The 23,067-nt window shown below is 40.0% G+C and carries 24 protein-coding genes and 2 tRNA genes; 24 read left to right on the top strand and 2 right to left on the bottom strand.

Annotated elements, in window-relative coordinates:
- The first annotated feature begins 15 nt into the window (after positions 1-15).
- The 3 genes from HBHAL_RS13295 to uvrC all read left to right on the top strand — a co-directional run bounded on the left by HBHAL_RS13295 (position 16) and on the right by uvrC (position 3,416).
- Positions 16-996: an electron transfer flavoprotein subunit alpha/FixB family protein gene (locus HBHAL_RS13295; RefSeq protein WP_014643950.1), complete on the top strand. Its 981-nt coding sequence runs from the start codon at positions 16-18 to the stop codon at positions 994-996.
- Between the two features lie 136 nt (positions 997-1,132).
- Positions 1,133-1,447, top strand: a complete 315-nt coding sequence (gene trxA, locus HBHAL_RS13290) for a thioredoxin (protein ID WP_014643949.1) — start codon at positions 1,133-1,135, stop codon at positions 1,445-1,447.
- A 172-nt stretch (positions 1,448-1,619) separates the two neighbouring features.
- A complete protein-coding gene (gene uvrC, locus HBHAL_RS13285; RefSeq protein WP_014643948.1) occupies positions 1,620-3,416 on the top strand; it encodes an excinuclease ABC subunit UvrC in 1,797 nt (598 codons plus the stop codon).
- A gap of 15 nt (positions 3,417-3,431) precedes the next feature.
- On the opposite strand, the gene HBHAL_RS13280 is transcribed toward uvrC, so the two are convergent.
- A complete protein-coding gene (locus HBHAL_RS13280) occupies positions 3,432-3,875 on the bottom strand; it encodes a YslB family protein (protein ID WP_041601378.1) in 444 nt (147 codons plus the stop codon).
- 282 nt (positions 3,876-4,157) lie between these two features.
- On the opposite strand from HBHAL_RS13280, the gene HBHAL_RS13275 reads away from it, so the two are divergent.
- From HBHAL_RS13275 to HBHAL_RS13210, 15 genes are all read left to right on the top strand, one after another.
- Positions 4,158-4,778 carry a succinate dehydrogenase cytochrome b558 subunit gene (locus HBHAL_RS13275; protein ID WP_014643946.1) on the top strand — a complete coding sequence of 207 codons (621 nt, stop codon included), beginning with the start codon at positions 4,158-4,160 and terminating at the stop codon, positions 4,776-4,778.
- Between the two features lie 42 nt (positions 4,779-4,820).
- Positions 4,821-6,572, top strand: coding sequence for a succinate dehydrogenase flavoprotein subunit (gene sdhA, locus HBHAL_RS13270; protein WP_014643945.1), 1,752 nt, complete (start codon positions 4,821-4,823; stop codon positions 6,570-6,572).
- A 15-nt stretch (positions 6,573-6,587) separates the two neighbouring features.
- Entirely contained in the window at positions 6,588-7,352 is a 765-nt protein-coding gene (gene sdhB / locus HBHAL_RS13265) for a succinate dehydrogenase iron-sulfur subunit (RefSeq protein ID WP_041601681.1), read from the top strand.
- Between the two features lie 129 nt (positions 7,353-7,481).
- Positions 7,482-9,104, top strand: a complete 1,623-nt coding sequence (locus HBHAL_RS20410) for a hypothetical protein (protein WP_014643943.1) — start codon at positions 7,482-7,484, stop codon at positions 9,102-9,104.
- On the top strand, positions 9,105-9,806 hold the full coding sequence (locus tag HBHAL_RS13260) for a sensor histidine kinase (protein WP_014643942.1): 702 nt from the start codon (positions 9,105-9,107) through the stop codon (positions 9,804-9,806).
- Complete coding sequence (locus tag HBHAL_RS13255) at positions 9,803-10,453, top strand: response regulator transcription factor (RefSeq protein WP_014643941.1); 651 nt, start codon at positions 9,803-9,805, stop codon at positions 10,451-10,453. The genes HBHAL_RS13260 and HBHAL_RS13255 overlap by 4 nt, the downstream gene beginning before the upstream one ends.
- A gap of 97 nt (positions 10,454-10,550) precedes the next feature.
- Entirely contained in the window at positions 10,551-10,775 is a 225-nt protein-coding gene (locus HBHAL_RS13250) for a helix-turn-helix domain-containing protein (RefSeq protein ID WP_014643940.1), read from the top strand.
- A 173-nt stretch (positions 10,776-10,948) separates the two neighbouring features.
- Positions 10,949-11,410, top strand: a complete 462-nt coding sequence (locus HBHAL_RS13245) for a MarR family winged helix-turn-helix transcriptional regulator (protein ID WP_014643939.1) — start codon at positions 10,949-10,951, stop codon at positions 11,408-11,410.
- Between the two features lie 21 nt (positions 11,411-11,431).
- Complete coding sequence (racE, locus tag HBHAL_RS13240; RefSeq protein WP_014643938.1) at positions 11,432-12,256, top strand: glutamate racemase; 825 nt, start codon at positions 11,432-11,434, stop codon at positions 12,254-12,256.
- Between the two features lie 116 nt (positions 12,257-12,372).
- Positions 12,373-13,458, top strand: a complete 1,086-nt coding sequence (locus HBHAL_RS13235; RefSeq protein ID WP_014643937.1) for a GerMN domain-containing protein — start codon at positions 12,373-12,375, stop codon at positions 13,456-13,458.
- A 137-nt stretch (positions 13,459-13,595) separates the two neighbouring features.
- Positions 13,596-14,366: a ribonuclease PH gene (gene rph, locus HBHAL_RS13230; RefSeq protein WP_014643936.1), complete on the top strand. Its 771-nt coding sequence runs from the start codon at positions 13,596-13,598 to the stop codon at positions 14,364-14,366.
- Positions 14,363-14,959 carry an XTP/dITP diphosphatase gene (locus HBHAL_RS13225; RefSeq protein ID WP_014643935.1) on the top strand — a complete coding sequence of 199 codons (597 nt, stop codon included), beginning with the start codon at positions 14,363-14,365 and terminating at the stop codon, positions 14,957-14,959. Before rph ends, HBHAL_RS13225 begins: the two co-directional genes overlap by 4 nt.
- A 13-nt stretch (positions 14,960-14,972) precedes the next feature.
- Positions 14,973-15,500: a metallophosphoesterase gene (locus tag HBHAL_RS13220; RefSeq protein WP_014643934.1), complete on the top strand. Its 528-nt coding sequence runs from the start codon at positions 14,973-14,975 to the stop codon at positions 15,498-15,500.
- Positions 15,501-15,602: 102 nt separating this feature from the next.
- A tRNA-Gly gene (locus HBHAL_RS13215) sits at positions 15,603-15,676 on the top strand.
- 32 nt (positions 15,677-15,708) lie between these two features.
- A tRNA-Arg gene (locus HBHAL_RS13210) sits at positions 15,709-15,782 on the top strand.
- 825 nt (positions 15,783-16,607) lie between these two features.
- On the opposite strand, the gene HBHAL_RS13195 is transcribed toward HBHAL_RS13210, so the two are convergent.
- Positions 16,608-17,981, bottom strand: a complete 1,374-nt coding sequence (locus HBHAL_RS13195; RefSeq protein WP_014643933.1) for a M28 family peptidase — start codon at positions 17,979-17,981, stop codon at positions 16,608-16,610.
- Between the two features lie 311 nt (positions 17,982-18,292).
- On the opposite strand from HBHAL_RS13195, the gene HBHAL_RS13190 reads away from it, so the two are divergent.
- The 6 genes from HBHAL_RS13190 (at position 18,293) to HBHAL_RS13165 (ending at position 23,013) form a co-directional block, all read left to right on the top strand.
- Entirely contained in the window at positions 18,293-18,502 is a 210-nt protein-coding gene (locus tag HBHAL_RS13190) for a hypothetical protein (RefSeq protein ID WP_014643932.1), read from the top strand.
- Between the two features lie 298 nt (positions 18,503-18,800).
- Positions 18,801-19,784, top strand: coding sequence for a cytochrome aa3 quinol oxidase subunit II (qoxA, locus tag HBHAL_RS13185; RefSeq protein WP_014643931.1), 984 nt, complete (start codon positions 18,801-18,803; stop codon positions 19,782-19,784).
- Between the two features lie 17 nt (positions 19,785-19,801).
- Positions 19,802-21,739 carry a cytochrome aa3 quinol oxidase subunit I gene (gene qoxB, locus HBHAL_RS13180; RefSeq protein ID WP_014643930.1) on the top strand — a complete coding sequence of 646 codons (1,938 nt, stop codon included), beginning with the start codon at positions 19,802-19,804 and terminating at the stop codon, positions 21,737-21,739.
- A 1-nt stretch (position 21,740) separates the two neighbouring features.
- Complete coding sequence (gene qoxC, locus HBHAL_RS13175; protein ID WP_014643929.1) at positions 21,741-22,346, top strand: cytochrome aa3 quinol oxidase subunit III; 606 nt, start codon at positions 21,741-21,743, stop codon at positions 22,344-22,346.
- Positions 22,347-22,736, top strand: a complete 390-nt coding sequence (gene qoxD / locus HBHAL_RS13170) for a cytochrome aa3 quinol oxidase subunit IV (RefSeq protein ID WP_014643928.1) — start codon at positions 22,347-22,349, stop codon at positions 22,734-22,736. It begins immediately after the preceding gene.
- 37 nt (positions 22,737-22,773) lie between these two features.
- Entirely contained in the window at positions 22,774-23,013 is a 240-nt protein-coding gene (locus tag HBHAL_RS13165) for a cytochrome C oxidase subunit IV family protein (RefSeq protein WP_041601375.1), read from the top strand.
- Positions 23,014-23,067 lie beyond the last annotated feature (54 nt).

The following is a 23,067-nucleotide window of genomic DNA, read 5'->3' as shown; positions in this document are numbered from 1 at the left end:
GAAAGGAGAATCGTTATGAGTAAAAAAGTTTTAGTAATTGGGGAAGCTAGAGAAGGATCCCTGCGTAATGTGACTTTTGAAGCGATTGCTGCAGGCAATATAGTTAGTGATGGTGGAGAAGTAGTAGGGGTGCTTTGTGGTGCAGGAGATTTGAATTCAATGGCACAAGAAATGGTGTACTACGGAGCGTCACGTGTGATTACCGTTTCAAACGAAGAATTGAAAACGTATACATCTGATGGGTACGGTCAAGCGATTTATCAGGTAATTCAAGATGAATCGCCTGAAGGCATCATCATGGGTCACACCGCCATTGGAAAAGATGTTACTCCAAAACTTGCAAGCAGATTAGAATCTGGACTAGTTTCAGACGCAACAGAAGTAGTCGTGGAGAACGGAAATATTGTATTTACCCGCCCAATTTATTCAGGTAAGGCATTTGAGAAGAAGGAAGTTACGGATGGACTTGTGTTCGCGACGATTCGTCCAAATAATATCCCCGCCTTAACCCGTGATGATTCTCTGGCTGGGGAAGTCACGGAAAAAGAGGTTGAGGTAACAAATATTCGAACGATCATTAAAGATGTCATCAAAAAATCTTCTGAAGGTGTGGATTTATCAGAAGCTAAAGTTATCGTGGCCGGCGGCCGCGGCGTTAAGAGTTCAGAAGGGTTTGAACCCTTACAAGAGCTGGCAGATACACTTAATGGAACAGTAGGAGCATCGCGCGGTGCTTGTGACGCAGGATACTGTGATTATTCACTTCAGATTGGTCAAACTGGTAAAGTAGTTACTCCGGACTTATATATTGCCTGCGGGATTTCTGGAGCTATTCAGCACTTGGCAGGTATGTCGAACTCTAAAGTAATTGTTGCAATTAATAAAGACCCTGAAGCAAATATCTTTAATGTAGCAGATTATGGGATAGTAGGGGATTTATTTGATGTAGTACCAAAGCTTATTGAGGAAGTGAAACAAATGAAAGTCAATGCATAAAATTTAAAGAGCCGAAGCCAATTAGTTGGCTTCGGCTTTCGTTCCATGTTTAAATAGGGTATAAACAAATTGTTAGTCACTAAAAATAGATAGTGATATACTCTAAACAGAATAAAAGTTCGAGGAGGAATAGAGAATGGCAATTGTAAAAGCAACAGATCAAAATTTCACTAACGAAACAAATGAAGGTTTAGTATTAGCAGATTTCTGGGCTCCATGGTGCGGACCTTGCAAAATGATCGCACCGGTTCTTGAAGAACTGGATGAAGAAATGAACGATCAAGTGAAAATTGTTAAACTTGATGTAGATGAGAACCAGGAAACAGCTGGTAAGTATGGAGTTATGAGTATTCCGACATTATTGCTCTTTAAAGACGGCAAAGTCGTAGACCAGGTCATCGGCTTCCAGCCAAAAGAACAGTTGGCTGAACTCATCTCAAAACACGCGTAAGGAAAATTGTTGATAAGAACCGCGTTGCATAGCAGCGCGGTTCTTTTTATAGGAAGGGAATTCAAATGCACTCTTCTAAGGAAGAAAACACATTGTAACGGTTTATTTTTGTATAATATTTCCTACGTATGATACGTTTAATATAGATTTCTAATATATGGAGTGAAATCCTATGAATTCAACAATTAAAGAAAAGCTGGCTGTGTTACCAGACCAGCCGGGCTGCTACCTCATGAAAGATAAAAATGGAACGATTATTTACGTAGGTAAATCTAAAGTTTTAAAAAATCGCGTGCGTTCCTATTTTACTGGAGCTCATGATGGAAAAACCCAGCGTCTAGTGAGAGAAATTGTAGACTTTGAATATATTGTTACGACATCTGAGATAGAAGCGCTAATTCTTGAAATGAATTTGATAAAAAAATATGATCCTAAATATAATGTTTTATTGAAAGATGATAAAACTTATCCTTATTTAAAAATTACTGCAGAACGGCACCCCCGTCTGATCGTGACCCGAAATGTAAAAAAAGATAATGGTAAATATTTTGGACCCTACCCGAACGTAATTGCTGCCAGGGAAACAAAAAAATTGCTGGATCGTTTATATCCCCTTAGAAAATGTAACACGATGCCTGACCGTGTTTGTTTATATTATCACATGCATCAGTGTCTAGGCCCTTGCGAATATCCTGTATCTAAGGAAACAAATCAGGAAATTGTACAGAACATTACCTCATTTTTGAGCGGCGGCCATGCGGATATTAAAAAGGATCTTAAAAAGCGAATGTATGAAGCTTCAGAATCTCTTGATTTTGAGCGAGCTAAGGAACTTCGTGATCAAATTGATCATATCGAGTCGGTTATGGAACAGCAGAAAATGACGATGAATGATCAAGTAGATAGAGACATTTTTGGATATTCATACGACAAAGGCTGGATGTGCGTGCAGGTATTCTTTGTACGAAGAGGTAAATTGATCGAACGAGATGTTGCTTTGTTTCCATTCTTTGATGATCCAGAGGAAACGTTCCTCAGTTATATTGGCAGGTTCTATCTCCATCAGAATCATCCTTATCCGAAGCAAGTACTTGTACCTGTGGCTACCAGCACAGAAGTTCTTGAAGGGGTGCTTGAAACCAAGGTTCACATCCCTATGAGAGGGCGTAAAAAAGAGCTAGTCGAACTTGCTATGAAAAATGCAAGTATTGCTTTAGAGGAAAAGTTCGCACTTATCGAAAGAGATGAAGAGCGTACCATTAAGGCTGTAGAGGCATTAGGGGAGCACATGAACATCGAAACTCCACATCGTATTGAGGCGTTTGATAACTCGAATATACAGGGGGCAGACCCAGTATCTGCTATGGTAGTATTTATTGACGGGAAACCAAATAAGAAGGAATACCGAAAGTATAAAGTACGTGATGTAAGTGGACCGGATGATTATGACACGATGAGGGAAGTAATTCGAAGAAGGTATAAACGAGTACTTAAAGAGGAATTACCTCTACCGGACTTAATCGTGGTGGACGGTGGGAAAGGTCAAATGTCAGCTGCTATGGATGTGCTTGAGAATGAACTTGGACTCGATATTCCTTTATGTGGTCTGGCGAAAGACGATAAACATAAAACCAGTGAACTCCTCTATGGAGAACCACCGGTTATTATGAATCTTGATCGTAATTCCCAAGAATTTTATCTTGTTCAGAGGATTCAGGATGAAGTCCACCGGTTCGCTATTTCGTTCCATCGTCAGCTTAGAGGAAAAGGGGCGATTCAGTCTGAATTAGATAAAATTCCAGGAGTCGGCCAAAAACGTCGCCGATTACTGTTGAGGCATTTTAAGTCTGTACCTGAGATTAAAAGTGCTGGTCTTCAGGATCTGACTAAATTAGGGATCCCTGAGCCTGTTGCCAATACCATTCTTATCCATTTAAATCAGGAGGAAGCAGAGTCGGCTGAAGAATAGCTGGCTGGTTCTGTATTACGTGATCATCGCTGTAAGTTCTATGTATTTCTCTTTTGTGTACTTTTCTTCCAGGCATTCATAGGTTTCACCTGTGAGTGTCTGAATGGTTTCAGCTAAAAATCCGCATTCTATTCTGTAATCAATGTGAAAGAGGTCCTGGCTTAATCGTTTCTCGATTATATGCCCGGTCAGCCTGAAAATCATTTCTTTTTTCTTTTCTTTGACCAATGAGAGATCTCCCCATCCCATATATTGAAAAAATTCATAAAGTTCATCGTAATTATTAATCAATGTTTTGCGTGCCATGTTTTTACCCATAAGGTATAACAGGTAAGGTGCATCCTGGCCAAGGAAATCAGGTAAGGTTTGGTAGCGCATGATATCATAACCCGCACCTGTGGTGACAAGCGATGATATGGTATTCTGGTCTATTTTTGTATATTCTTCCAATACACTCATTCCTTTCTATTTTATTATCACCCGAAATGCGACATGGCGCAATAATTATTGTTTCATTTTATGGAAAGGAAATAAATGTGTATTTTTGAGCATTTTATAGACTGGCTTTCTTGACGCTCCTAGTGGATAGAAGTACAATAAATATGTCACAAACTGTACATTTAACAGAGGGTGAATAGAAAAAGGGGATTTGTTTATTATTTTTGAGCGATTGTAAAGCGCTTAACTGTCTGAAAAATTTTCAAATTCATTCTTTCTGTTACTATTTTGAGGGGGGTAAACATGGCGGGAACACGCGGATATGTTAATCGAAGGCTACATTCATTATTAGGGGTAGTTCCCATCGGGATCTTTCTGCTTCAGCACTTAACTGTGAACTTTTTTGCAACACGTGGTCCAGAAGCATTCAATGCAGCAGCTCATTTTATGGAGAGCTTGCCATATCGATATGTTTTGGAAATATTTATTATTTTCTTACCACTATTATTCCATTCAATTTATGGAGTATATATCGCATTCACAGCTAAGAGTAATTTGTCGAACTTCGGGTATTTCAGAAACTGGATGTTTATGCTTCAGCGTATTACAGGTATTCTGACTTTAATTTTCGTAGCTTGGCACGTGTGGGAAACAAGGATTGCCATCGGCTTCGGCTGGGCAGAACTTAACTATTCTTTAATGGAAGGTATCCTTACGGAGCCATTCTTTTTCTGGTTCTACATAGTAGGGGTGATTTCAACTACTTTCCACTTTGCTAACGGTCTTTGGTCTTTCTGTGTAAGCTGGGGAATTACTGTTTCTCCACGTTCACAGCTAGTCATGACTTATGCAAGCATTGTAGTTTTTGTCGCTATATCTTATGTCGGTGTACGTACACTGATTCAATTCGCATACGGAATATAATTATACGCAGATATATAGTATTTAAGGGAGTGAGCTTCAATCATGACTAATCGAAATATTATTGTTGTCGGAGGGGGTCTAGCAGGCCTGATGGCAACAATTAAAGCAGCAGAGCAAGGGGTTCACGTGGATCTGCTCTCTATTGTACCTGTTAAACGCTCTCACTCTGTTTGTGCTCAGGGAGGAATTAACGGCGCAGTTAATACAAAAGGTGAAGGAGACTCTCCTTGGGAACACTTTGATGATACCGTTTATGGTGGAGATTTCTTAGCTAACCAGCCTCCAGTTAAGGCTATGTGTGATGCAGCACCTGGAATTATCCACTTGTTAGATCGTATGGGTGTCATGTTTAACCGTACTCCTGAAGGTCTTCTTGACTTCCGGCGTTTCGGAGGAACTCAGCACCACCGTACGGCTTTTGCCGGCGCTACGACCGGTCAACAGCTTTTGTATGCTCTTGATGAACAAGTAAGAAGGCACGAAGTTAATGGACTCGTAACGAAGTATGAAAACTGGGAATTCCTGTCAGCTATTATTGACGATGATGGAGTTAGCCGGGGCGTTATGGGTCAGAATTTAAGTGACCATGAAATTAAAGCATTCCCTGCAGATGCTGTAATTATGGCAACTGGTGGTCCAGGAATCATCTTTGGTAAGTCAACAAACTCTGTCATCAATACAGGCTCAGCAGCAGGGGCACTTTACCAGCAAGGTGTAAGTTACGCTAATGGTGAATTTATTCAAATCCACCCAACAGCGATACCAGGTGATGATAAGCTTAGACTAATGAGTGAGTCAGCACGAGGAGAAGGTGGACGTGTCTGGACTTATAAAGACGGCGAACCTTGGTATTTCCTGGAAGAAAAATATCCAGCTTACGGTAACCTTGTACCAAGGGACATAGCAACTCGTGAAATATTCGATGTATGTGTTAACCAAAAACTTGGTATTAACGGTGAAAACATGGTGTACTTGGATCTTTCTCATAAAGACCCTAAAGAACTAGATGTAAAACTTGGAGGAATCATCGAAATCTACGAAAAATTCGTAGGAGATGATCCTAAGAAAGTACCAATGAAGATTTTTCCTGCGGTTCACTATTCTATGGGAGGCATGTGGGTTGACTTCGATCAAATGACTCATATTCCTGGAATATTTGCTGCTGGAGAATGTGATTATACTCAGCATGGCGGTAATCGCTTAGGCGCTAATTCCCTGTTATCTTCCATTTATGGCGGGATGGTAGCTGGTCCAAATGCTGTAAAATACACGGAAGGTTTGGAAACCATATCAGAGGATATGAATTCAACCCTATTTGAGAAGAAACTGAAAGAAGAACAAGCTAAATTTGATGAGATCATGAATATGGACGGCGATGAAAACGCGTATCAAATCCACAAAGAGCTCGGAGAATGGATGACTGATAACGTAACAGTGGTTCGTGAGAATGAGAAATTACTTAAGACAGATGAAAAAATACTTGAGCTTATGGATCGTTACAAACGAATCAATATTAATGATACGTCCCGCTGGAGTAACCAGGGGGCAATGTTTACACGTCAGCTTTGGAATATGCTTCAGTTAGCGAGGGTAATTACACAGGGTGCTTATAACCGAAATGAAAGCCGCGGTGCCCATTATAAGCCTGAATACCCTGATCGTAATGACGAAGAATGGTTGAAAACAACGGTAGCTAGCTATGATAAAGAAAATAATAAACCAGTTTTCAATTACGAGGAAGTTGATACTTCATTAATCGAGCCTCGTAAACGTGACTACTCGAAGAGCAAATAAAGGAGGTCATTGATGATGAGCGAAAACAAAACGATTACGTTTATTATTACACGCCAGGATCATCCGGATGAATCTGCCTATGATGAAAAGTTCGAAATTCCTTATCGTGAAAATATGAATGTTATCTCAGCACTTATGGAAATCCGCCGAAATCCTGTGAATGCGGATGGTGAATCCACCACTCCCGTTTATTGGGATATGGGATGTTTGGAAGAAGTATGCGGAGCATGTTCGATGGTTATTAACGGTACACCTAGGCAGTCCTGTACAGCTCTAGTCGATCAGTTGGAGCAGCCGATAAGGCTTGCGCCAATGACGACTTTCCCTGTAACACGCGACCTTGCGGTTGATCGAAGCCGCATGTTTGATTCACTGAAGAAAGTAAAAGCATGGGTGCCAATTGACGGAACTCATGACCTTGGACCAGGACCGAAAATGGCAGAAAGTAAGCGTCAGTGGGCATATGAGTTATCTAAATGTATGACATGCGGTGTGTGTCTGGAAGCATGTCCAAACGTTAATAGTAAAACTGATTTTATCGGCCCGGCTGCTTTGTCTCAAGTCCGTTTATTCAATTCTCATCCTACAGGTGCAATGAACAAAAGTGAGCGATTGCAGACAATTATGGATGCAGAGGGACTTATGGGATGCGGAAATGCTCAAAACTGTGTCCAATCTTGTCCAAAAGGAATCCCTTTAACTACTTCTATTGCTGCTTTATATCGCGACACAGCTATTGAATCCTTTAAGAGTTTCTTTGGTAGTGACTCAAGAGTGTAAGATCATAAGGTAAGTAAAACCCCCTTCCTTTTAGTGGAAGGGGGTTTTGCTTTGGTATATTTAATGGTTTGAGAGGCTTGCCAGTCATAGTATAATAGATATAATTGATTTTGAGGTAAGGGTGATTTTATGCAGAAATTCAAGTGGAGTCACTTCATTGTATTATTGTTCTTTATTATATCAGCTGGTTACTTATCCGTACTTTCCATTACCCAGCCTTTCCTTGGAATCGATTTGGAAAAACAAGGGGACACCTGGGTAATTACACATATTGACATGGGGAGTTGGGCTGATCGTGAAAATATACCTATCGGTTCAAGCATCTCCAGTATAGAAGGGAATGCACCGGAGGACCATTTTAGTGTTTCTATGTTTGAGGAAGTAGAGTTAGCCAACTCTTTTACAATTCAGACCTCCGCACAACCATTCGTTTATGAGAACATTGAGCAGAAAGGTCCTCTGCACTGGACTCTTTTTATCATTATCCCTATTTTATTTTTTCTTTCTATACTGGCGATCGCTTATCTTGTTCATAAACGAGTTCCTAAAAGGTATTCTGCGAATCAATTAATTATCTTCTTTTTAACTATAGCGACAGGGTATTTAAGCAATAGTGGAGCTGTGCGGGATGATTTGTACAGCATATTTCTAAACACTTCTTTATTCTTAGTGGCTCCTGTCATCCTTATGCATTTTTTATACAATTATTTTCAAGAGCTCAATATTTATTGGTTTTCCAAGAAAATCGTCTATTCTTTATATGTTTTCGTTATTGCCGTTTCCAGTTTGGAAGGGATATTTTTATATAGTCATAATTATCCTGATGCTTTTGATTCTATCCCTGGATGGCTGCTTCTAATACTTTACATTTTTTTATTTAGTGTCATTTACAAAGGTCTTTATATTCATAAAGAATCACCGGTGGGGTCTATTTTCAAATACATGAGTGTTGGTATGACTGTTGCTTTCTTCCCCTACATTTGGCTGTACCTTGTTCCTGCTTTACTGTTCGGTGTGAAGATTATATCAATTGAGGTAGGGGCTTTTTTCTTAGTAGCCTTACCAGTAACATTTATGTATCTAATTACTCGCGAACGTCTAATTGATATAAATTTTGTTATTAGCCGCGTTCGTTACTATGCTTTATTATCTATTATCCCGAGTGTGCTTTTAACGCTGGGAATCACCTGGCTGATGGAAACAATATCATCTGAAGTTACTTATGTTCAGATTTACTTACTCATTCATATAGGCTTTATTATGTTTCTTTCTATAAAGGAAGTATTGGATTTTCGTTTACAAAGGTATTTGTTTTCGGCGCGGTACAGCTATCAGGAGAGTATGCACCGAATGTCTAAGGACATGAAAGATCAGTCGAACGCCGTTGATTTGATGAAAGTCATGCGAGATGAAATTAAAAATGTAATGAATGTTAAAGAAATTTATATATATTCTAAGCATAATAAAAAGAATATGTATTGTGTGTACGATCAAATTCCCGATGATATTTTGCAACACTTTGACCGCGAACTTATCAGTTATAATTATGATATTGGCTCCATTATAGAAACTGAAAAAGGGTTTGGCGTTATTGTAGGGTATTCTTTAGAGAAATTGACAATGCTCTGGTGTAAAGGGAAAAAAGATTATACTAACTTGAACCGTGACGAAAAGACCTATCTTCAGACGATATCCCATAACGCAAACATAGCCATTGAAAATATGAATCTTATTGAAGATCTGGTAAAATAATTGCAAACTCTAAAAAGTGATAATACGCAAAAGTATCCCACATGGTTATCCCGTCTGCTTTTCACGATTGCCGAAAATCAGCGGAAGCAATTGTCTATTGATCTTCATGATACCGTTTTACAGGAACAACTGTATTTATACCGCAAGATGGATGATTTGATCGCCCACCGTCATGCTTTGGAGCCAACCCTTCAAGCAGAATTAAATATGTACAAAGAATCACTGCTTGATAGTATTCACTTAATTAGAGAAACCTGTAATGAACTAAGACCTGCTTTCATAGAAGAGCTAGGATTGGTGCAATCATTAAAGAACTTAATTCATCAATATCAATTACGCTCAAATTTCACGGTATATTTTAGAAGTGATGAATTTAAGGCTGACTTAGACCAGGAACGTATTCTTGCTATCTTTCGTGTTGTGCAGGAATTACTTACCAATGCTATGAAACATTCTGAAGCTAAAATAGTAAAACTATCATTATCGAATGATGAGGAACAAGTCCACTTATTTTACTCAGATAATGGTCTGGGGATGGATTATTCTTTTAAGCGTGATCTTTTTTCACACATCGGGTTGTCTGGGATTGAACAGCGGGTAAACGGGCTGAATGGAAATCTTGAAATTGATACAGCACCCGGTGCTGGATTTAGAATGACGATAACTTTTCCTTATGCAGCTAAGAAGGAGGTCCATGTATGACTAGAGTATTAATTGTAGATGATCACCCTGCAGTTGGAGCAGGAACTAAAGCTATGCTGGAGCAAGAAAGTGATATGAAGGTAGATGTTATTGATCATTGGGATAAAGTAGAGGACCTTCTCGAGCAGTACTTGTACGACATTTTGTTACTTGATTTATATATGCCAGGGATGAATGGAATTGAACTTGCCAAGCAAATACGTAAACACTATCCGGATCTCACCTTATTAATTTATACAGGGTTTGATCTTAGTACTCACTTTAATATGCTTGTGGAAGCAAATATTAATGGTTTCGTAAGTAAAACAGCTGCGAGTGAACAACTTGTTACTGCTATTCGTTGTGCACTTAGGGATGAAGTGGTTATTCCGCTCCACCTCTTTAAACAGTTAAGGCGTTCTGAGGCAAGTGTCAGCCAAACGAATGAATCGCAGGAAGGTTCAGGGCTTTCTTTAAATGAAAAGGAACAGTCGATTCTCAAGGAGGTAGCTTCAGGGTTTACCAACCGAGAAATTGCTCAAGCGCTTCATATGTCTCAAAGGAGCGTAGAATACACACTTACTGGTATTTTTAATAAACTTAATGTACGATCAAGAACAGAAGCTCTCTTCAAAGCCCAGGAACTCGGGCTTGTGTCTAAATCATAATAGGGTGACACAACGCAGCCTGTTAAGTCATACGATAAAATGACTAAATAATTCCCCTCGATCCTCATGCTCAAGGACAACAAGGAGGGGTACGCTTGTGAAGGAGGAGGGCTATCGGCCAACACAAATTCTAACCAAGCGGGAGCGAGAAGTTTTTGAGCTTCTGGTCCAAGACAAGACAACGAAGGAAATCGCAAAAGAGCTCTTTATTTCAGAGAAAACTGTGCGGAATCACATTTCAAACGCCATGCAAAAGCTAGGGGTGAAAGGACGCTCACAGGCAGTTGTAGAACTGCTACGTATGGGTGAACTGGAACTTTAAGTCTCCATAGAACAGCAAAGATATGGCTTGTTTGTAATGGGAGGACCTTTCAGGTATTGCTATAGATAGCAATACCTGAAAGGGTTTTTAATAAGGAAGAATTTTTATCTTGAATTTTTGTTTATAAACCACGAGAATGAGATATACAGAGAAATTCGTTAGGAGTGCTGAATGTGTCCAATCAATTACAAGCGTCCATTATAGCGGATGTGGAAAAAGAGCTCAGATACATATCTGGAATTATCAAACAAAGAGGACGAGTAATTCTAAACCACTATCCTATTACCGCTCCGCAATTTGTTGCTTTGCAGTGGCTACTTGAAAAGGGGGATATGACCATTGGTGAATTATCCGATTATATCCACCTTGCATGCAGTACCACTACTGATTTAGTGGACCGCATGGAAAAAAATAAACTGGTTGAAAGAGTTAGGGATTTAAAAGATCGCAGAGTTGTAAGGATTCATGTTCTTCAAAAAGGTGAACAAATTATCCATGAGGTAATTGAAAAGCGTCAAGATTATTTAAAAGAAGTGTTGAAGGATATTCCCACAGATGATGTGGAAACCTTAAATAATTTATTGCATGTCCTTCATGAAAAAATGCGTGACGCTGATCAGGAGCAATTTGATTAAGGATTAAAAGAGGGATGTTACGTGAAGCAGCAGTCAATTGGTGTAATTGATTCAGGTGTAGGTGGATTGACAGTAGCTCGTGAGCTAATGCGTCAATTGCCAAAAGAATCGTTCATTTATTTAGGAGATACGCGAAGATGCCCGTATGGACCTAGATCTGAAGAAGAAGTCCGGGCCTTTACATGGCAAATGGTCAATTATTTGCTGGCAAAAAATATAAAAATGCTTGTGGTAGCTTGCAACACGGCTACGGCTTATACACTCGCAGAACTGCAGGATGAACTTGAAATACCAGTGGTTGGTGTTATTGATCCGGGAGCAAGAGCAGCGATTAAATTTAGTAATAATAAACGTATTGGAGTTATTGGCACAGAAGGAACAATAAAAAGCAAGGCTTATCCTAAAGCGTTAATGTCCATTGATCAGTCTATCAGGGTCAATGATTTAGCTTGCCCATCATTTGTACCTATGGTTGAAGAAGGCATTCTTTCTGGACCTGAAGCAGAAGGAATTGTCGCTCGCACTTTGCAGCCTTTAAAAGCTATGAATCATATTGATACGTTAATCTTAGGCTGCACGCACTATCCTTTGATTAAAGATCTCGTTCAAAATGAAATGGGAGATCATATTCAAGTAATAAGTTCTGGAGAAGAGACAGCAAGAGAAGCGAGTTTCATGCTTGCCTATCATAAAATGCTGGAAAAAAGCAAAGAGCCGCCTGTCTATGAATTTTATACAACAGGGGATGTAGAAAAGTTCCGTATCATTGCAAACAGCTGGTTCGATGATCCGGTGGAAATCGTAAGACTTGTAGAATTAGAACACGTACAAAGCACTGCTTATTAAGGATAAGCGGTGTTTTTTTTCTGGACTTAAAAAAAGGAGCAGCAAAAAAATCTGTGGTCTATTCCTTTCTTGGGCTCGTATATATGGTAGTACAATCAATCTCGGGAGGGGAAACGATGAAGAAGTCTGGTTACAAACCCTATTTAATTGCGGTTTTGTTATTAATAAGCTCAGGACTTTTAAGCGGCTGCTTATTTGAGGGAGAGCAAACTTTAGAAAAAATGGATCCACCGGAGGAGACCGCCGTCACTGAACCAGAAATGGACAGTGAAGCTGCATCACCGGAAGGAGAGACGAAAGAAGAGGGAGAAACTACTGAAGAGGAGTCAGCTTCCGGTACGGTAGAGAGAGAGCTTTATCTATTGGATGCGAGCGGCATGGTCGTGCCTCAGACGCTAGAACTGCCTGCATCCGAAGAAGCAGCGACTCAGGTACTTGAATATTTAGTTAAGGATGGTCCAGTTACGAATTTATTGCCTAATGGATTTCAAGCTGTACTGCCGGCAGGTACTGAAATTTTAGGGCTTAATCCGGAAGCCGATGGCACGATGGTGGTAGATGTTTCAACTGAATTCAAAAATTATGAGGAGAAGGATGAACAGAAGATCCTTCAAGCCATGACCTACACTTTGACGCAATTTGACAACGTAAAACGAATAAAGCTTTGGATCAACGGTCATGAACAAGATGTTATGCCCGTCGGCGGAACCCCGATAACGGATGGGGTTTCCCGTTCCGACGGAATCAATGTTCATGTAGGAGACCAAACAGATGTAGTGGATAGTGAAGCGGTAACCGTCTATTTTCCAACTCAGAACGGCGATCAGGTTTATCAAGTTCCTGTTACCACACGAGTTAAAAAGAATGACGATAGCTACTCCTCTGTTGTCCAAGCCCTTCTAAACGGACCTGAACTTGGAACCTCCCTTCTTCACCCTTTTAATGAAGGGGCACAGGTGACAGGTACAGATCTGAAAAACGGAGTTTTGAAACTATCCTTCAACGAAGCCATTTTAAGCGGTGAAGAGCAGAAATCACTTTCTGATGAAGCCCTGGCCAGCCTTGTTATGAGCCTAACTGATCTACAAGAAGTTGAATCAGTAGAAGTGCAAGTGGAAGGCACAGAGCAGGTTATGAAAGAATCAGGGGACCCTTTGGTAGAGCCAGTCAGCCGTACTGATATTAATAAATCAAAAGAATAAAAATAAAAATGAAAAAGGGTGCCGGTGCTGGCACCTTTTTCTGTTTAGCTTCAGGGAAGAGCAGACTTACTACCGAGCAGCTATAAATTGTGTTAAGATGGGCTAGGATAATCGAGTAGAAGAAGGAGGCGGCTTTAATGAGAAACGACCAAAGAAAAGTAAATCAATTAAGAAAAGTGACGATAGAAACTGATTATGTTAAACATCCGGAAGGTTCGGTATTAATAAGTTTTGGAGATACAAAAGTAATTTGTAATGCTAGTATTGAGGACCGTGTCCCGCCTTTTTTACGAAACCAGGGAAAAGGCTGGATCACGGCTGAATATGCCATGCTCCCGAGAGCGACGGAGAATAGAAACATCCGGGAGTCTTCAAAAGGAAAAGTTTCAGGACGTACGATGGAAATCCAACGTTTAATCGGACGTGCGCTCAGGGCAGTAGTGGATCTAGATAAAATTGGCGAGCGCACACTATGGGTAGACTGTGATGTTATTCAAGCAGATGGAGGCACACGAACAGCTTCTATAACAGGGGCATTTGTTGCTGTGGTCCTTGCATTAGGTAAATTGGTGAATAACAAATCCATTAAAGAGCTGCCGATTAGTGATTATTTAACCGCTATATCTGTAGGTGTACTTCCAGAAGGAGAAGAAGTACTGGATTTATGTTATGAAGAAGATAGCAAAGCACAAGTAGATATGAACGTCGTCATGACTGGAAATGGAGAGTTTGTAGAACTTCAGGGTACGGGAGAAGAAGCGACGTTCTCTATGCCCCAGCTCCAGACAATGCTGTCATTGGCTCAAGAAGGAGTTACTGAGCTTGTGGAGCTTCAGCGGGAAGCAATTGGAGAATGGGCAGAGGTTATTTCTGCTAAACAAGCAGCACAAACGGGGGGTCAATCGTGAAAGAGGTTTTAATTGCAACAAAAAACGCCGGAAAAGTCGGCGAATTTCAGGAGCTTTTTGCTGCTTATGATATAGCGGTTAAGTCTTTACTTGATTTTGATGAAGAGATAACGGATATTGAAGAGACCGGTACCACCTTTTCTGAAAATGCAGCTATCAAAGCAGAGGCTGCAATGGATCACTATCAAATTCCAGTGATCGCAGATGATTCCGGTCTTGAAATTGATGCATTGGATGGAGCACCGGGTGTTTACTCGGCCCGGTATGCAGGGAAAGATAAAGATGACGATAAGAACATGGAAAAAGTGCTTGATGAGCTAATAGATACGCCATTAGAAAAGAGAACGGCCCGTTTTGTCTGCGCCATAGCCATAGCCCGACCGAATGAAGATACCTTCGTGAAAACCGGGGTATGTGAAGGCAGTATTGCTTTAATGTCCAGAGGAGCGAATGGTTTTGGATATGACCCGATTTTCATACCAAAAGGGTCTGATCGAACGATGGCTGAGCATACTTCAGAAGAAAAGAATTCCATCAGTCATCGACATTATGCTATCCTGCAAATAGAGGAATGGTTAAAAGATCAATCGTAAAGAGGTGGTCCAGATGCCAAAAGTATTAATCATTAGTGACAGCCACGGGCTGGAACAAGAGTTAATGGACGTGAAGAAACGTCATCAGCATGAAGTAGACGCCATGCTTCACTGTGGTGATTCTGAACTTAGTTATGATTCAAAGGAATTAGAAGGTTTCTATTATGCAAAAGGTAATTGTGATTTTGAACCAGAAATGGAAAATGATCAGGTGGTTACAGTTGGTGATATTACTTTTCTTCTGACTCATGGTCATCTTTACCAAATTAAATCTACACTGATGCCGCTTTCCTACAAAGCTGAAGAATCAGGGGCTCAAATAGCTTGTTTTGGTCATTCCCATATTGCAGGGGCTGAAAAAGTAAATGAAAAGCTGTTTATTAACCCAGGGAGCTGCCGTCTTCCAAGAGACCGGGAGGAGCCAACGTACGCCATCCTTGAATGGACGTCCCTTGATCAATTGAAGTTACAATTCTTTCATATCAATGGGGATGTTATGCCGGATTTATATCTGGAAACATCACTTGCAGCAAAGGAATAATTCTTTGCTGCAACCCTGTTGACAAATATAAGAGTTCTTATTATAATAGTTTTTGTCCGCTTAAACGATATAGAAAAATTCGAGTTAATAATTTTCATCAATGCGGGTGTAGTTTAGTGGTAAAACCTCAGCCTTCCAAGCTGATGATGAGGGTTCGATTCCCTTCACCCGCTCCATAACATAATTGATTTTTAGAATACTTAATCTTGTCCCAGTAGCTCAGCAGGATAGAGCAACAGCCTTCTAAGCTGTGGGTCGGGAGTTCGAATCTCTCCTGGGACACTAACTTTAAAACAGCTGATTCCTTTTTTATAACAAAGGAATCAGCTGTTTTTTTAGGTTATAACATCGGTTTAAATTATCCTATTATAAGATGCAACCATTTTTTAAGTATAAAAAAGTTAAAAGAATACCATTGGGTAGTATATGAAAGTCCGGTTTTGAAAAAAACTGTTGCACTTCCATTTAATGGAGAAGGTTATGGAGTTAAAATAGACCATAAATGCTCTTAGAGCATTTGTGGTCGTGGTAATTTATTCAAGACTACGGATTTTCTAGGATGACAATTTAAATAAATCTAAGCTGCTTTCGATCAGATCGAATTTCAAACAACTTTGGTCATAAAAGACTTCCAGGTATGGTTGTGTTTCGAGGGGATAATATCGGATGAAGAATAGGTGATGTCCCGTTAGGTTTCTTAAGTACGAATCAGTAAGTAATTCTTTTAATGATATCAATTCTTGATTGGGTATGTTGGCATTCCCTTCTACTGAGCTGAAACCATCGCTTTCAAGTCTATGCAACAAATTCAATAGTAAAACCCTCCTTTTATAAGATAAATAGATCTATACTACTATTATTTGCTTACTGAAGGTTTAACGCAATCAGAGTTTTTGTCGGATTAGACAGAATAAAGTCTCATAGGGGTGGCTGCTTGCTACATTTTGGAGGATTCAGAGAAGTGTAAATTAAGATGGGCTCAGAGCTATATTTACTTTAACCACTACTCTAATTGGATTCTCACTTTTTAATTGCATAAAAGCGCTGAAATCTTATGTAAGGTTTCAGCGCTTTAGTTATAAATTCGGAATAGATTGCCATCTGCTTCTAAAGGGGTCTGTCATCAAACTCATAATGAACTGGTCCGGGCGCAACCTGTGCGTTTTCAAGTGCTGGAGTATCTGGACGTGCAATTTGATAGACAGCAGCTCCAACAATTTCTGTGGTTTCTTTCAACTTATCTTTACTAATTTTATCCACTGTATCTTCAGGAGAATGATACCATGGCTCAAGGGGGGCATGAATGAATAAAGCAGACGGGATGCCGCGTTCAAAGAATGGGACGTGGTCACTGCGGCCAAGCTGCCCGTATTCCACGACTTCTGCTACCCTGGCTCCCGCAGCTGCTCCTAAATCGGTTACCAGATTCTTTTCTCCATCAGGTGTAAACATAATTAAATCTCCTGAATCACGACTTCCTATCATATCCATCTGAAAATGGGCGACTGTTCGATGAACTTCATCTTCACTTAAGGTGCCTGCATAGTAGTAAGAACCAATTAGCCCCTTTTCCTCAGCACCGAATGTCATAAATCGCAATTCAGTATCTGTTGGAGTATTGGCCATTATTTTGGCTAGTTCCAGCACTCCGGACACACCTGATGCATCATCGTTAGCACCTGGACCTCCTGCTACAGAATCATGGTGAGCACCAACCGTAATCATTTGGCCATTATCTTTGTTTTTATGAGGTTTCATTGTAGCAATGACATTGTATGAAGTTTTATCAATTACTCCCGCATCTTGAACGGATATTTCTGCATTTACTTCTTCTGATTTGAGTTGGTTCACAAGGGATAAACCTGTTTCACGGTCTATAGCTACAGCTGGTATATCCTGTCCCTCGTATGTATAACCAAAATCATTGCCTTCTGCTCCTTCTCGGTTAAACATGATCACTCCTATAGCGCCTTTATTTAAAACATTTTGGATTTTTTCATAAAAACTAATAGAGCCTCGTTCAATTAAGGCGATTTTACCTTTAACAGAGTCCGTTACTTCTTCTGAAGACGCTAAACCAACAAATTGAAGTTTGGATTTTACTGTCCCGTTTACTGACCCATTAAAGGTGCGAACGTCTTCGCGAAAAACCGTGTCATTAATAACGAGGGAAGAAATACCTCCGTACCAGTCTTGAAAAGTAAAAGGCTGTAATTCCGTATCATATCCATAGCTTTCAAACTTTTCTTTAATATACTGAACCGCGTGATACTCGCCTTCTGTTCCAGCTTCTCTTGGTTTTTCTGACAGGAAATCTACTCGTTCATAGAGGCGGTCAGCACTAATTTTTTTAATAACCTTGTTATCGAATGCATGATCACTATTGCTGTTAAGAACAGGGGGTGCAGCATCAACTGTGGCTGGAGCAGAGCTTAAAATTAATCCAGCAGCTAACATCATGTTTATTGCTTTTTTTAGCATTTACTTATTCCTCCTTAATGTAGCTCGTAGTACTCTAACTATATTCCATTTCATAAAAAATGGAAATAGAGCTTCTTATAAGATTAATAGAAGGTTATATTTTTGTGCCAACTTAGGACCTATACCAAGGATGGAAGTTTCTGAAGCAAGCTGTCGAATGTATGATTACAAGTGTCTGCTTTATTAATTATGGGTAATAGTAGAACAGGCGAATGATACGTAAGAATCAATTTCCTGAAAAATTTTCAGGAAGTGGTATTTTACCATGTATTAAATACCGTTCTGGCGTTTAGAGGAGGGAAAAATTACTTATGGAACAAATGAATTTGTTCAACGATGACCAGCTGGATATACCGGAAACGGTTCTTTCTCCAATTGAGTGTAATAAAAAATTAAATTCTCAGGACTTTGCAGCGAACCAGAAATTGTTTTCAGAATATGTAAAGTTGATCCAAAGGCAACATAAATGTTCATGGTTTGAAGCAAGGCAGCTTTTTTTTAAGATCAGGGATATATCCTAGACTGTCCTGAATAATAGCTTAACCAGAGAATGATCCATCTTCCGACATACAGTATGTAGCCCTATCAATTGGATAATCGCTTAATGGCTGGAATGAAGGGGGTTGAATTACAAGCAAATAAACGAATGTCAAATCATAGGATGCAAACTAGAAAATTTATTGTAAAGTGTGAGAGATCAATGACAATTTTATTAACTTGAGCTATTATTCTACATTTTTTGCTATAATACAGGCAGTTGGCACTAAAAAAAGAATGTACCTAATTAGATAGAATAATAGAAAAGGAGTGTACTTCTCAGTGAAAAACATAAACAGGTTGTTTAAAAAGGGATTGGCTTTATTGCCGCTCAGTCTGGTCTTGCTGTTAAGCGGCTGTGAGTTAGCTGTTTTCGATCCGAAGGGTCCTGTTGCACAGTTACAAAAAGATCTTATTTTATACTCCGTCTATTTTATGTTGTTCATTGTAGTCGTGGTGTTTGCAGCATTTACGTATATGGTCGTGAAATATAGAGAGAACAGACCTGGCCGTAAGGAGACTGATTATGACCCCGATATGCACGGAAACAACAAAATTGAAGTGATTTGGACGGTTATTCCATTTATTATCGTTATTGCCTTAAGTATTCCAACTGTGAATTCATTGTTTACATTGGAAAAACCACCAGAGGCAGAGGCAAACGAAGAAGAACAGGAACCACTAGTCATTCACGCAACGACAGCCGACTGGAAATGGTTCTTCAGTTATCCGGAAGAGAACATAGAGACGGTGAATTATTTGCATATTCCTACAGATCGGCCGATTGAGTTTAAATTGTCTTCTGCCGATGCTATGACAGCTCTTTGGATTCCAAGGCTCGGCGGTCAAAAGTACAATATGGCAGGAATGATGAACACTCACTATCTTGAAGCGGATGAAGAGGGTGTTTACAAAGGCAGGAACTCAAACTTCAATGGAGAAGGTTTTACAAAACAAACATTTGAAGTTTATGCAGAAAGTCCTGAAGCGTATGATCAATGGGTGAGCGAGACCCAAAATCAGGCGCCAAAACTAACTCAGGATAGGTATGATGAATTACTCGCGCCCGGTTTGACGGAAGAACATGAGTTTTCATCTACTCACTTAGCCTGGGTTAATCACGGAAACCCTGAGGGGATGGATTATGCCATTAATCGTCATTTTGAAAAATATGGTGAATTGATGCATTTAGAGAGTCATCAGGATGCTGGAGACTTTATGGATGAAGAAAATAATGACGATCACGAAAGCGACAGAGATCATTAGGAAGCAGGTGAGTAATTTTGCAACTAGACGAATTTTTTGTAACCGGTGAACCTCTCATTTACGCGGGAATGGTATCCATTGCCCTCGTGACGATCTCCCTTTTATTTTTCCTAACGTATTATAAAAAATGGGGATGGCTCTGGCGTGAATGGCTTACAACGGTTGACCATAAAAAAATAGGAATTATGTATATTTTAAGTGCTCTTGCGATGTTATTCCGCGGGGGCGTAGACGCTATGATGATGAGGACGCAGCTGGCGTTTCCGAATATGAACTTTTTAAACGCCCAGCATTATGACGAAATCTTTACCACGCACGGTACCGTTATGATTATCTTTATGGCCATGCCGTTTTTAATTGGGCTTATGAACTTTGTTGTTCCTTTGCAGATTGGAGCAAGGGACGTAGCCTTTCCTTATTTAAATGCTTTAAGCTTCTGGTCCTTTTTGTTCGGGGCTATGCTGTTTAACATATCGTTTGTTATTGGTGGCTCTCCAGATGCCGGATGGACAAGTTACACGCCTCTGGCGGGAGCTGCTATGAGTCCGGGACCAGGACAAAACTTTTACCTCCTGGGCTTACAGTTATCAGGTATTGGTACATTAGCAACTGGTATTAACTTTATGGTAACCATCTTAAAAATGAGAGCTCCAAAAATGAGAATGTTTCAGATGCCGATCTTTACCTGGTCCACTTTGATTACATCTTTCATTATTGTATTTGCTTTCCCTATTTTAACGGTTGCTTTAGCTCTAATGACGCTCGACCGTATATTCGGAGCTCAATTCTTTACCTTAACAGGTGAAGGTATGCCAATGATGTGGGCGAACTTGTTCTGGATGTGGGGACATCCTGAAGTTTATATTGTGATACTTCCTGCATTCGGTATATTTTCTGAGGTCATTTCAGCATTTGCCCGTAAGCAATTATTCGGTTACAAAGCTATGGTGTGGGCGATCATATTGATTGCTGGATTGAGTTTCCTTGTATGGGTCCACCACTTCTTTACCATGGGTGCTGGTGCTTTTGTAAACTCGGTCTTCTCTATTTCGACCATGCTTATTGCTGTGCCGACCGGGGTGAAAATATTCAACTGGCTGGGGACATTGTATAAGTCTAAGATTAATAACACAGTAGCTATGATGTGGGCCCTTGCTTTTATACCAAGTTTCGTCATCGGTGGTGTTACCGGAGTTATGCTTGGTATGGCCTCAGCTGACTATCAATTCCATAACACCTACTTCCTAGTCGCACACTTCCACTATGTATTAATTGCTGGTACGGTATTTGCCTGCTTCTCAGGTCTTGTATTCTGGTATCCGAAAATGTTCGGTCATAAGCTTAATGAAAGACTCGGAAGATGGAGTTTCTGGTTCTTTGTTATTGGATTCCATGTCTGTTTCTTCCCGCAATACTTTGTAGGTTTAGATGGAATGCCACGTCGTGTCTTTACCATCATTCCAGAGTGGATGCCACTGAACATTATTTCTACAGTAGGTGCATTTGGAATGGGTGTTGGCTTTGCCATTTTCGTATTCACCATTCTTTACAGCTACCGTTATAGTGAACGCGAGAAAACAGGAGATAGTTGGGATAATGGAAGAACGCTTGAATGGGCCACTTCTACTCCTGTACCTTTTTACAACTTTGCAACGCTTCCGCATATCGACAGTCAGGATGCTTACGTGAAGTTAAAACAAGAAGGTAAAACGACGTTTGAAGAAGATAAAGTAGAGCCTATTCATATGCCGAGTAACACGGGACAACCGTTTATTATGATGGCTTTCATGTTTGTATCTGGATTTGGACTTGTATTTGAATGGATGTGGATGGCTATTGGCGGCTTACTTGCCGTATTCGTCATGATGATCATTCGTTCCTTCGACTACGATGAAGGTTTCCATGTTGATGTAGATGAAATCAAGCGTACGGAACGCTCGGCAAGGAGGTTATAATATGAGTTCTCATGAACTGAAAACAGGACCACTTGAATATAGAAGCGAAGAAGGCCGACTGAGCATTCTTGGCTTCTGGATATTCTTAGGTGCAGAAATTGTATTGTTTGCTACACTCTTTGCCACTTATGCAGTTTTATTCGGAAGAACAGCTGATGCTCCATCTCCAGGGGAACTCTTTGGAGCAGAGATTGTATTGATCATGACGTTTATGCTTTTGACAAGTAGTTTCACTTGTGGAATAGCTATTCACGAAATGAGAAGAGGATCTGCGAAAGGTTTGAGAAACTGGATTATAGTGACCTTGCTTTTAGGGCTTGGATTCTTAGGTTTTGAGATCTATGAGTTTATTCATTATGTACATGAGGGGGCTACCCTTCAATCCAGTGCCTACTGGTCAGCTTTCTTTACACTAGCAGGAACCCACGGACTCCACGTAAGCCTGGGTATCGGCTGGATTATACTTCTTCTTATTCAATTAAGACAGAGAGGTTTAACACCTAAGACAAGTCGTAAATTCTTTATTATTGGTCTCTACTGGCACTTTTTAGATGTAGTATGGATTTTTATCTTTACAGGTGTTTACCTGATAGGGATGGTGGACTAAATGGCAAATGATAAGAAACGTATTCCTACTCAACACCTTGTCGGGTTTCTGGTTTCAATTACTTTAACTTTAGTTGCTGCTTGGACTGCTCTACAATCAGATTTATCAGCTGTTTGGATTATCACAGGAATAATGGCTTTGGCCATTATTCAGGCAGGTATCCAATTGTTCATGTTTATGCACATGACAGAACGTGAGAGTCAGGGAGGACACGTACCTTGGAATATGATGTTTCATGGAGGCGTTTTGGCTACCATTATCGTAGCCGGTTCATTGTTTACCATGTCCTTTGGCTTTTCTCATGACCATGATGGTGGAGATCATAACCAGCATGAGCAGCAGGAAAACCACAGTGAAAATGGAGAATCTACAGAGCATTCTGGCCATTAAGCCTAAAATGTAATTTAATAATCTGGTGGTGATGTATATGAAATTAAATGAAAAAGTCCATGAATTCGAAAATAATGAAGCCACGGAGATATTATCTCAAAAACATGTTATTGGTTTTATGCTCTGTATTTTACTGACGGCTATCTCTTTATGGGGAGCCTTATATACAGCTTACTCGCCTAAGTTTGTTCTCTACGCCGTTTCAGCACTAGCATTCACTCAAGCGATTTTCCAACTGTTCCATGTTCAGCTTCAAAAACAAAAAACGTATAAATAAAATAAACCCTCTACTTATTAGAGTGACCTAGAAAAATGAGACGTAATAAAACAC

Source organism: Halobacillus halophilus DSM 2266, from assembly GCF_000284515.1.
GTDB classification, from domain to species: Bacteria; Bacillota; Bacilli; order Bacillales; family Halobacillaceae; genus Halobacillus; species Halobacillus halophilus.
Note: the sequence above shows the minus strand (reverse complement) of the source record. Positions and strands in the feature narration are given on the sequence as shown.

What these genes read in the sequence shown, in the direction of transcription:
- HBHAL_RS13195 (WP_014643933.1), bottom strand. Translation starts at nt 17,981, where the DNA reads ATGCTAAAAAAAGCAATAAACATGATGTTAGCTGCTGGATTAATTTTA.
- HBHAL_RS13255 (WP_014643941.1), top strand. Translation starts at nt 9,803, where the DNA reads ATGACTAGAGTATTAATTGTAGATGATCACCCTGCAGTTGGAGCAGGA.
- sdhB (WP_041601681.1), top strand. Translation starts at nt 6,588, where the DNA reads ATGAGCGAAAACAAAACGATTACGTTTATTATTACACGCCAGGATCAT.
- HBHAL_RS13275 (WP_014643946.1), top strand. Translation starts at nt 4,158, where the DNA reads ATGGCGGGAACACGCGGATATGTTAATCGAAGGCTACATTCATTATTA.
- trxA (WP_014643949.1), top strand. Translation starts at nt 1,133, where the DNA reads ATGGCAATTGTAAAAGCAACAGATCAAAATTTCACTAACGAAACAAAT.
- qoxD (WP_014643928.1), top strand. Translation starts at nt 22,347, where the DNA reads ATGGCAAATGATAAGAAACGTATTCCTACTCAACACCTTGTCGGGTTT.
- HBHAL_RS13190 (WP_014643932.1), top strand. Translation starts at nt 18,293, where the DNA reads ATGGAACAAATGAATTTGTTCAACGATGACCAGCTGGATATACCGGAA.
- HBHAL_RS20410 (WP_014643943.1), top strand. Translation starts at nt 7,482, where the DNA reads ATGCAGAAATTCAAGTGGAGTCACTTCATTGTATTATTGTTCTTTATT.
- qoxC (WP_014643929.1), top strand. Translation starts at nt 21,741, where the DNA reads ATGAGTTCTCATGAACTGAAAACAGGACCACTTGAATATAGAAGCGAA.
- HBHAL_RS13220 (WP_014643934.1), top strand. Translation starts at nt 14,973, where the DNA reads ATGCCAAAAGTATTAATCATTAGTGACAGCCACGGGCTGGAACAAGAG.
- HBHAL_RS13280 (WP_041601378.1), bottom strand. Translation starts at nt 3,875, where the DNA reads ATGAGTGTATTGGAAGAATATACAAAAATAGACCAGAATACCATATCA.
- HBHAL_RS13295 (WP_014643950.1), top strand. Translation starts at nt 16, where the DNA reads ATGAGTAAAAAAGTTTTAGTAATTGGGGAAGCTAGAGAAGGATCCCTG.
- HBHAL_RS13235 (WP_014643937.1), top strand. Translation starts at nt 12,373, where the DNA reads ATGAAGAAGTCTGGTTACAAACCCTATTTAATTGCGGTTTTGTTATTA.
- rph (WP_014643936.1), top strand. Translation starts at nt 13,596, where the DNA reads ATGAGAAACGACCAAAGAAAAGTAAATCAATTAAGAAAAGTGACGATA.
- uvrC (WP_014643948.1), top strand. Translation starts at nt 1,620, where the DNA reads ATGAATTCAACAATTAAAGAAAAGCTGGCTGTGTTACCAGACCAGCCG.
- sdhA (WP_014643945.1), top strand. Translation starts at nt 4,821, where the DNA reads ATGACTAATCGAAATATTATTGTTGTCGGAGGGGGTCTAGCAGGCCTG.
- HBHAL_RS13165 (WP_041601375.1), top strand. Translation starts at nt 22,774, where the DNA reads ATGAAATTAAATGAAAAAGTCCATGAATTCGAAAATAATGAAGCCACG.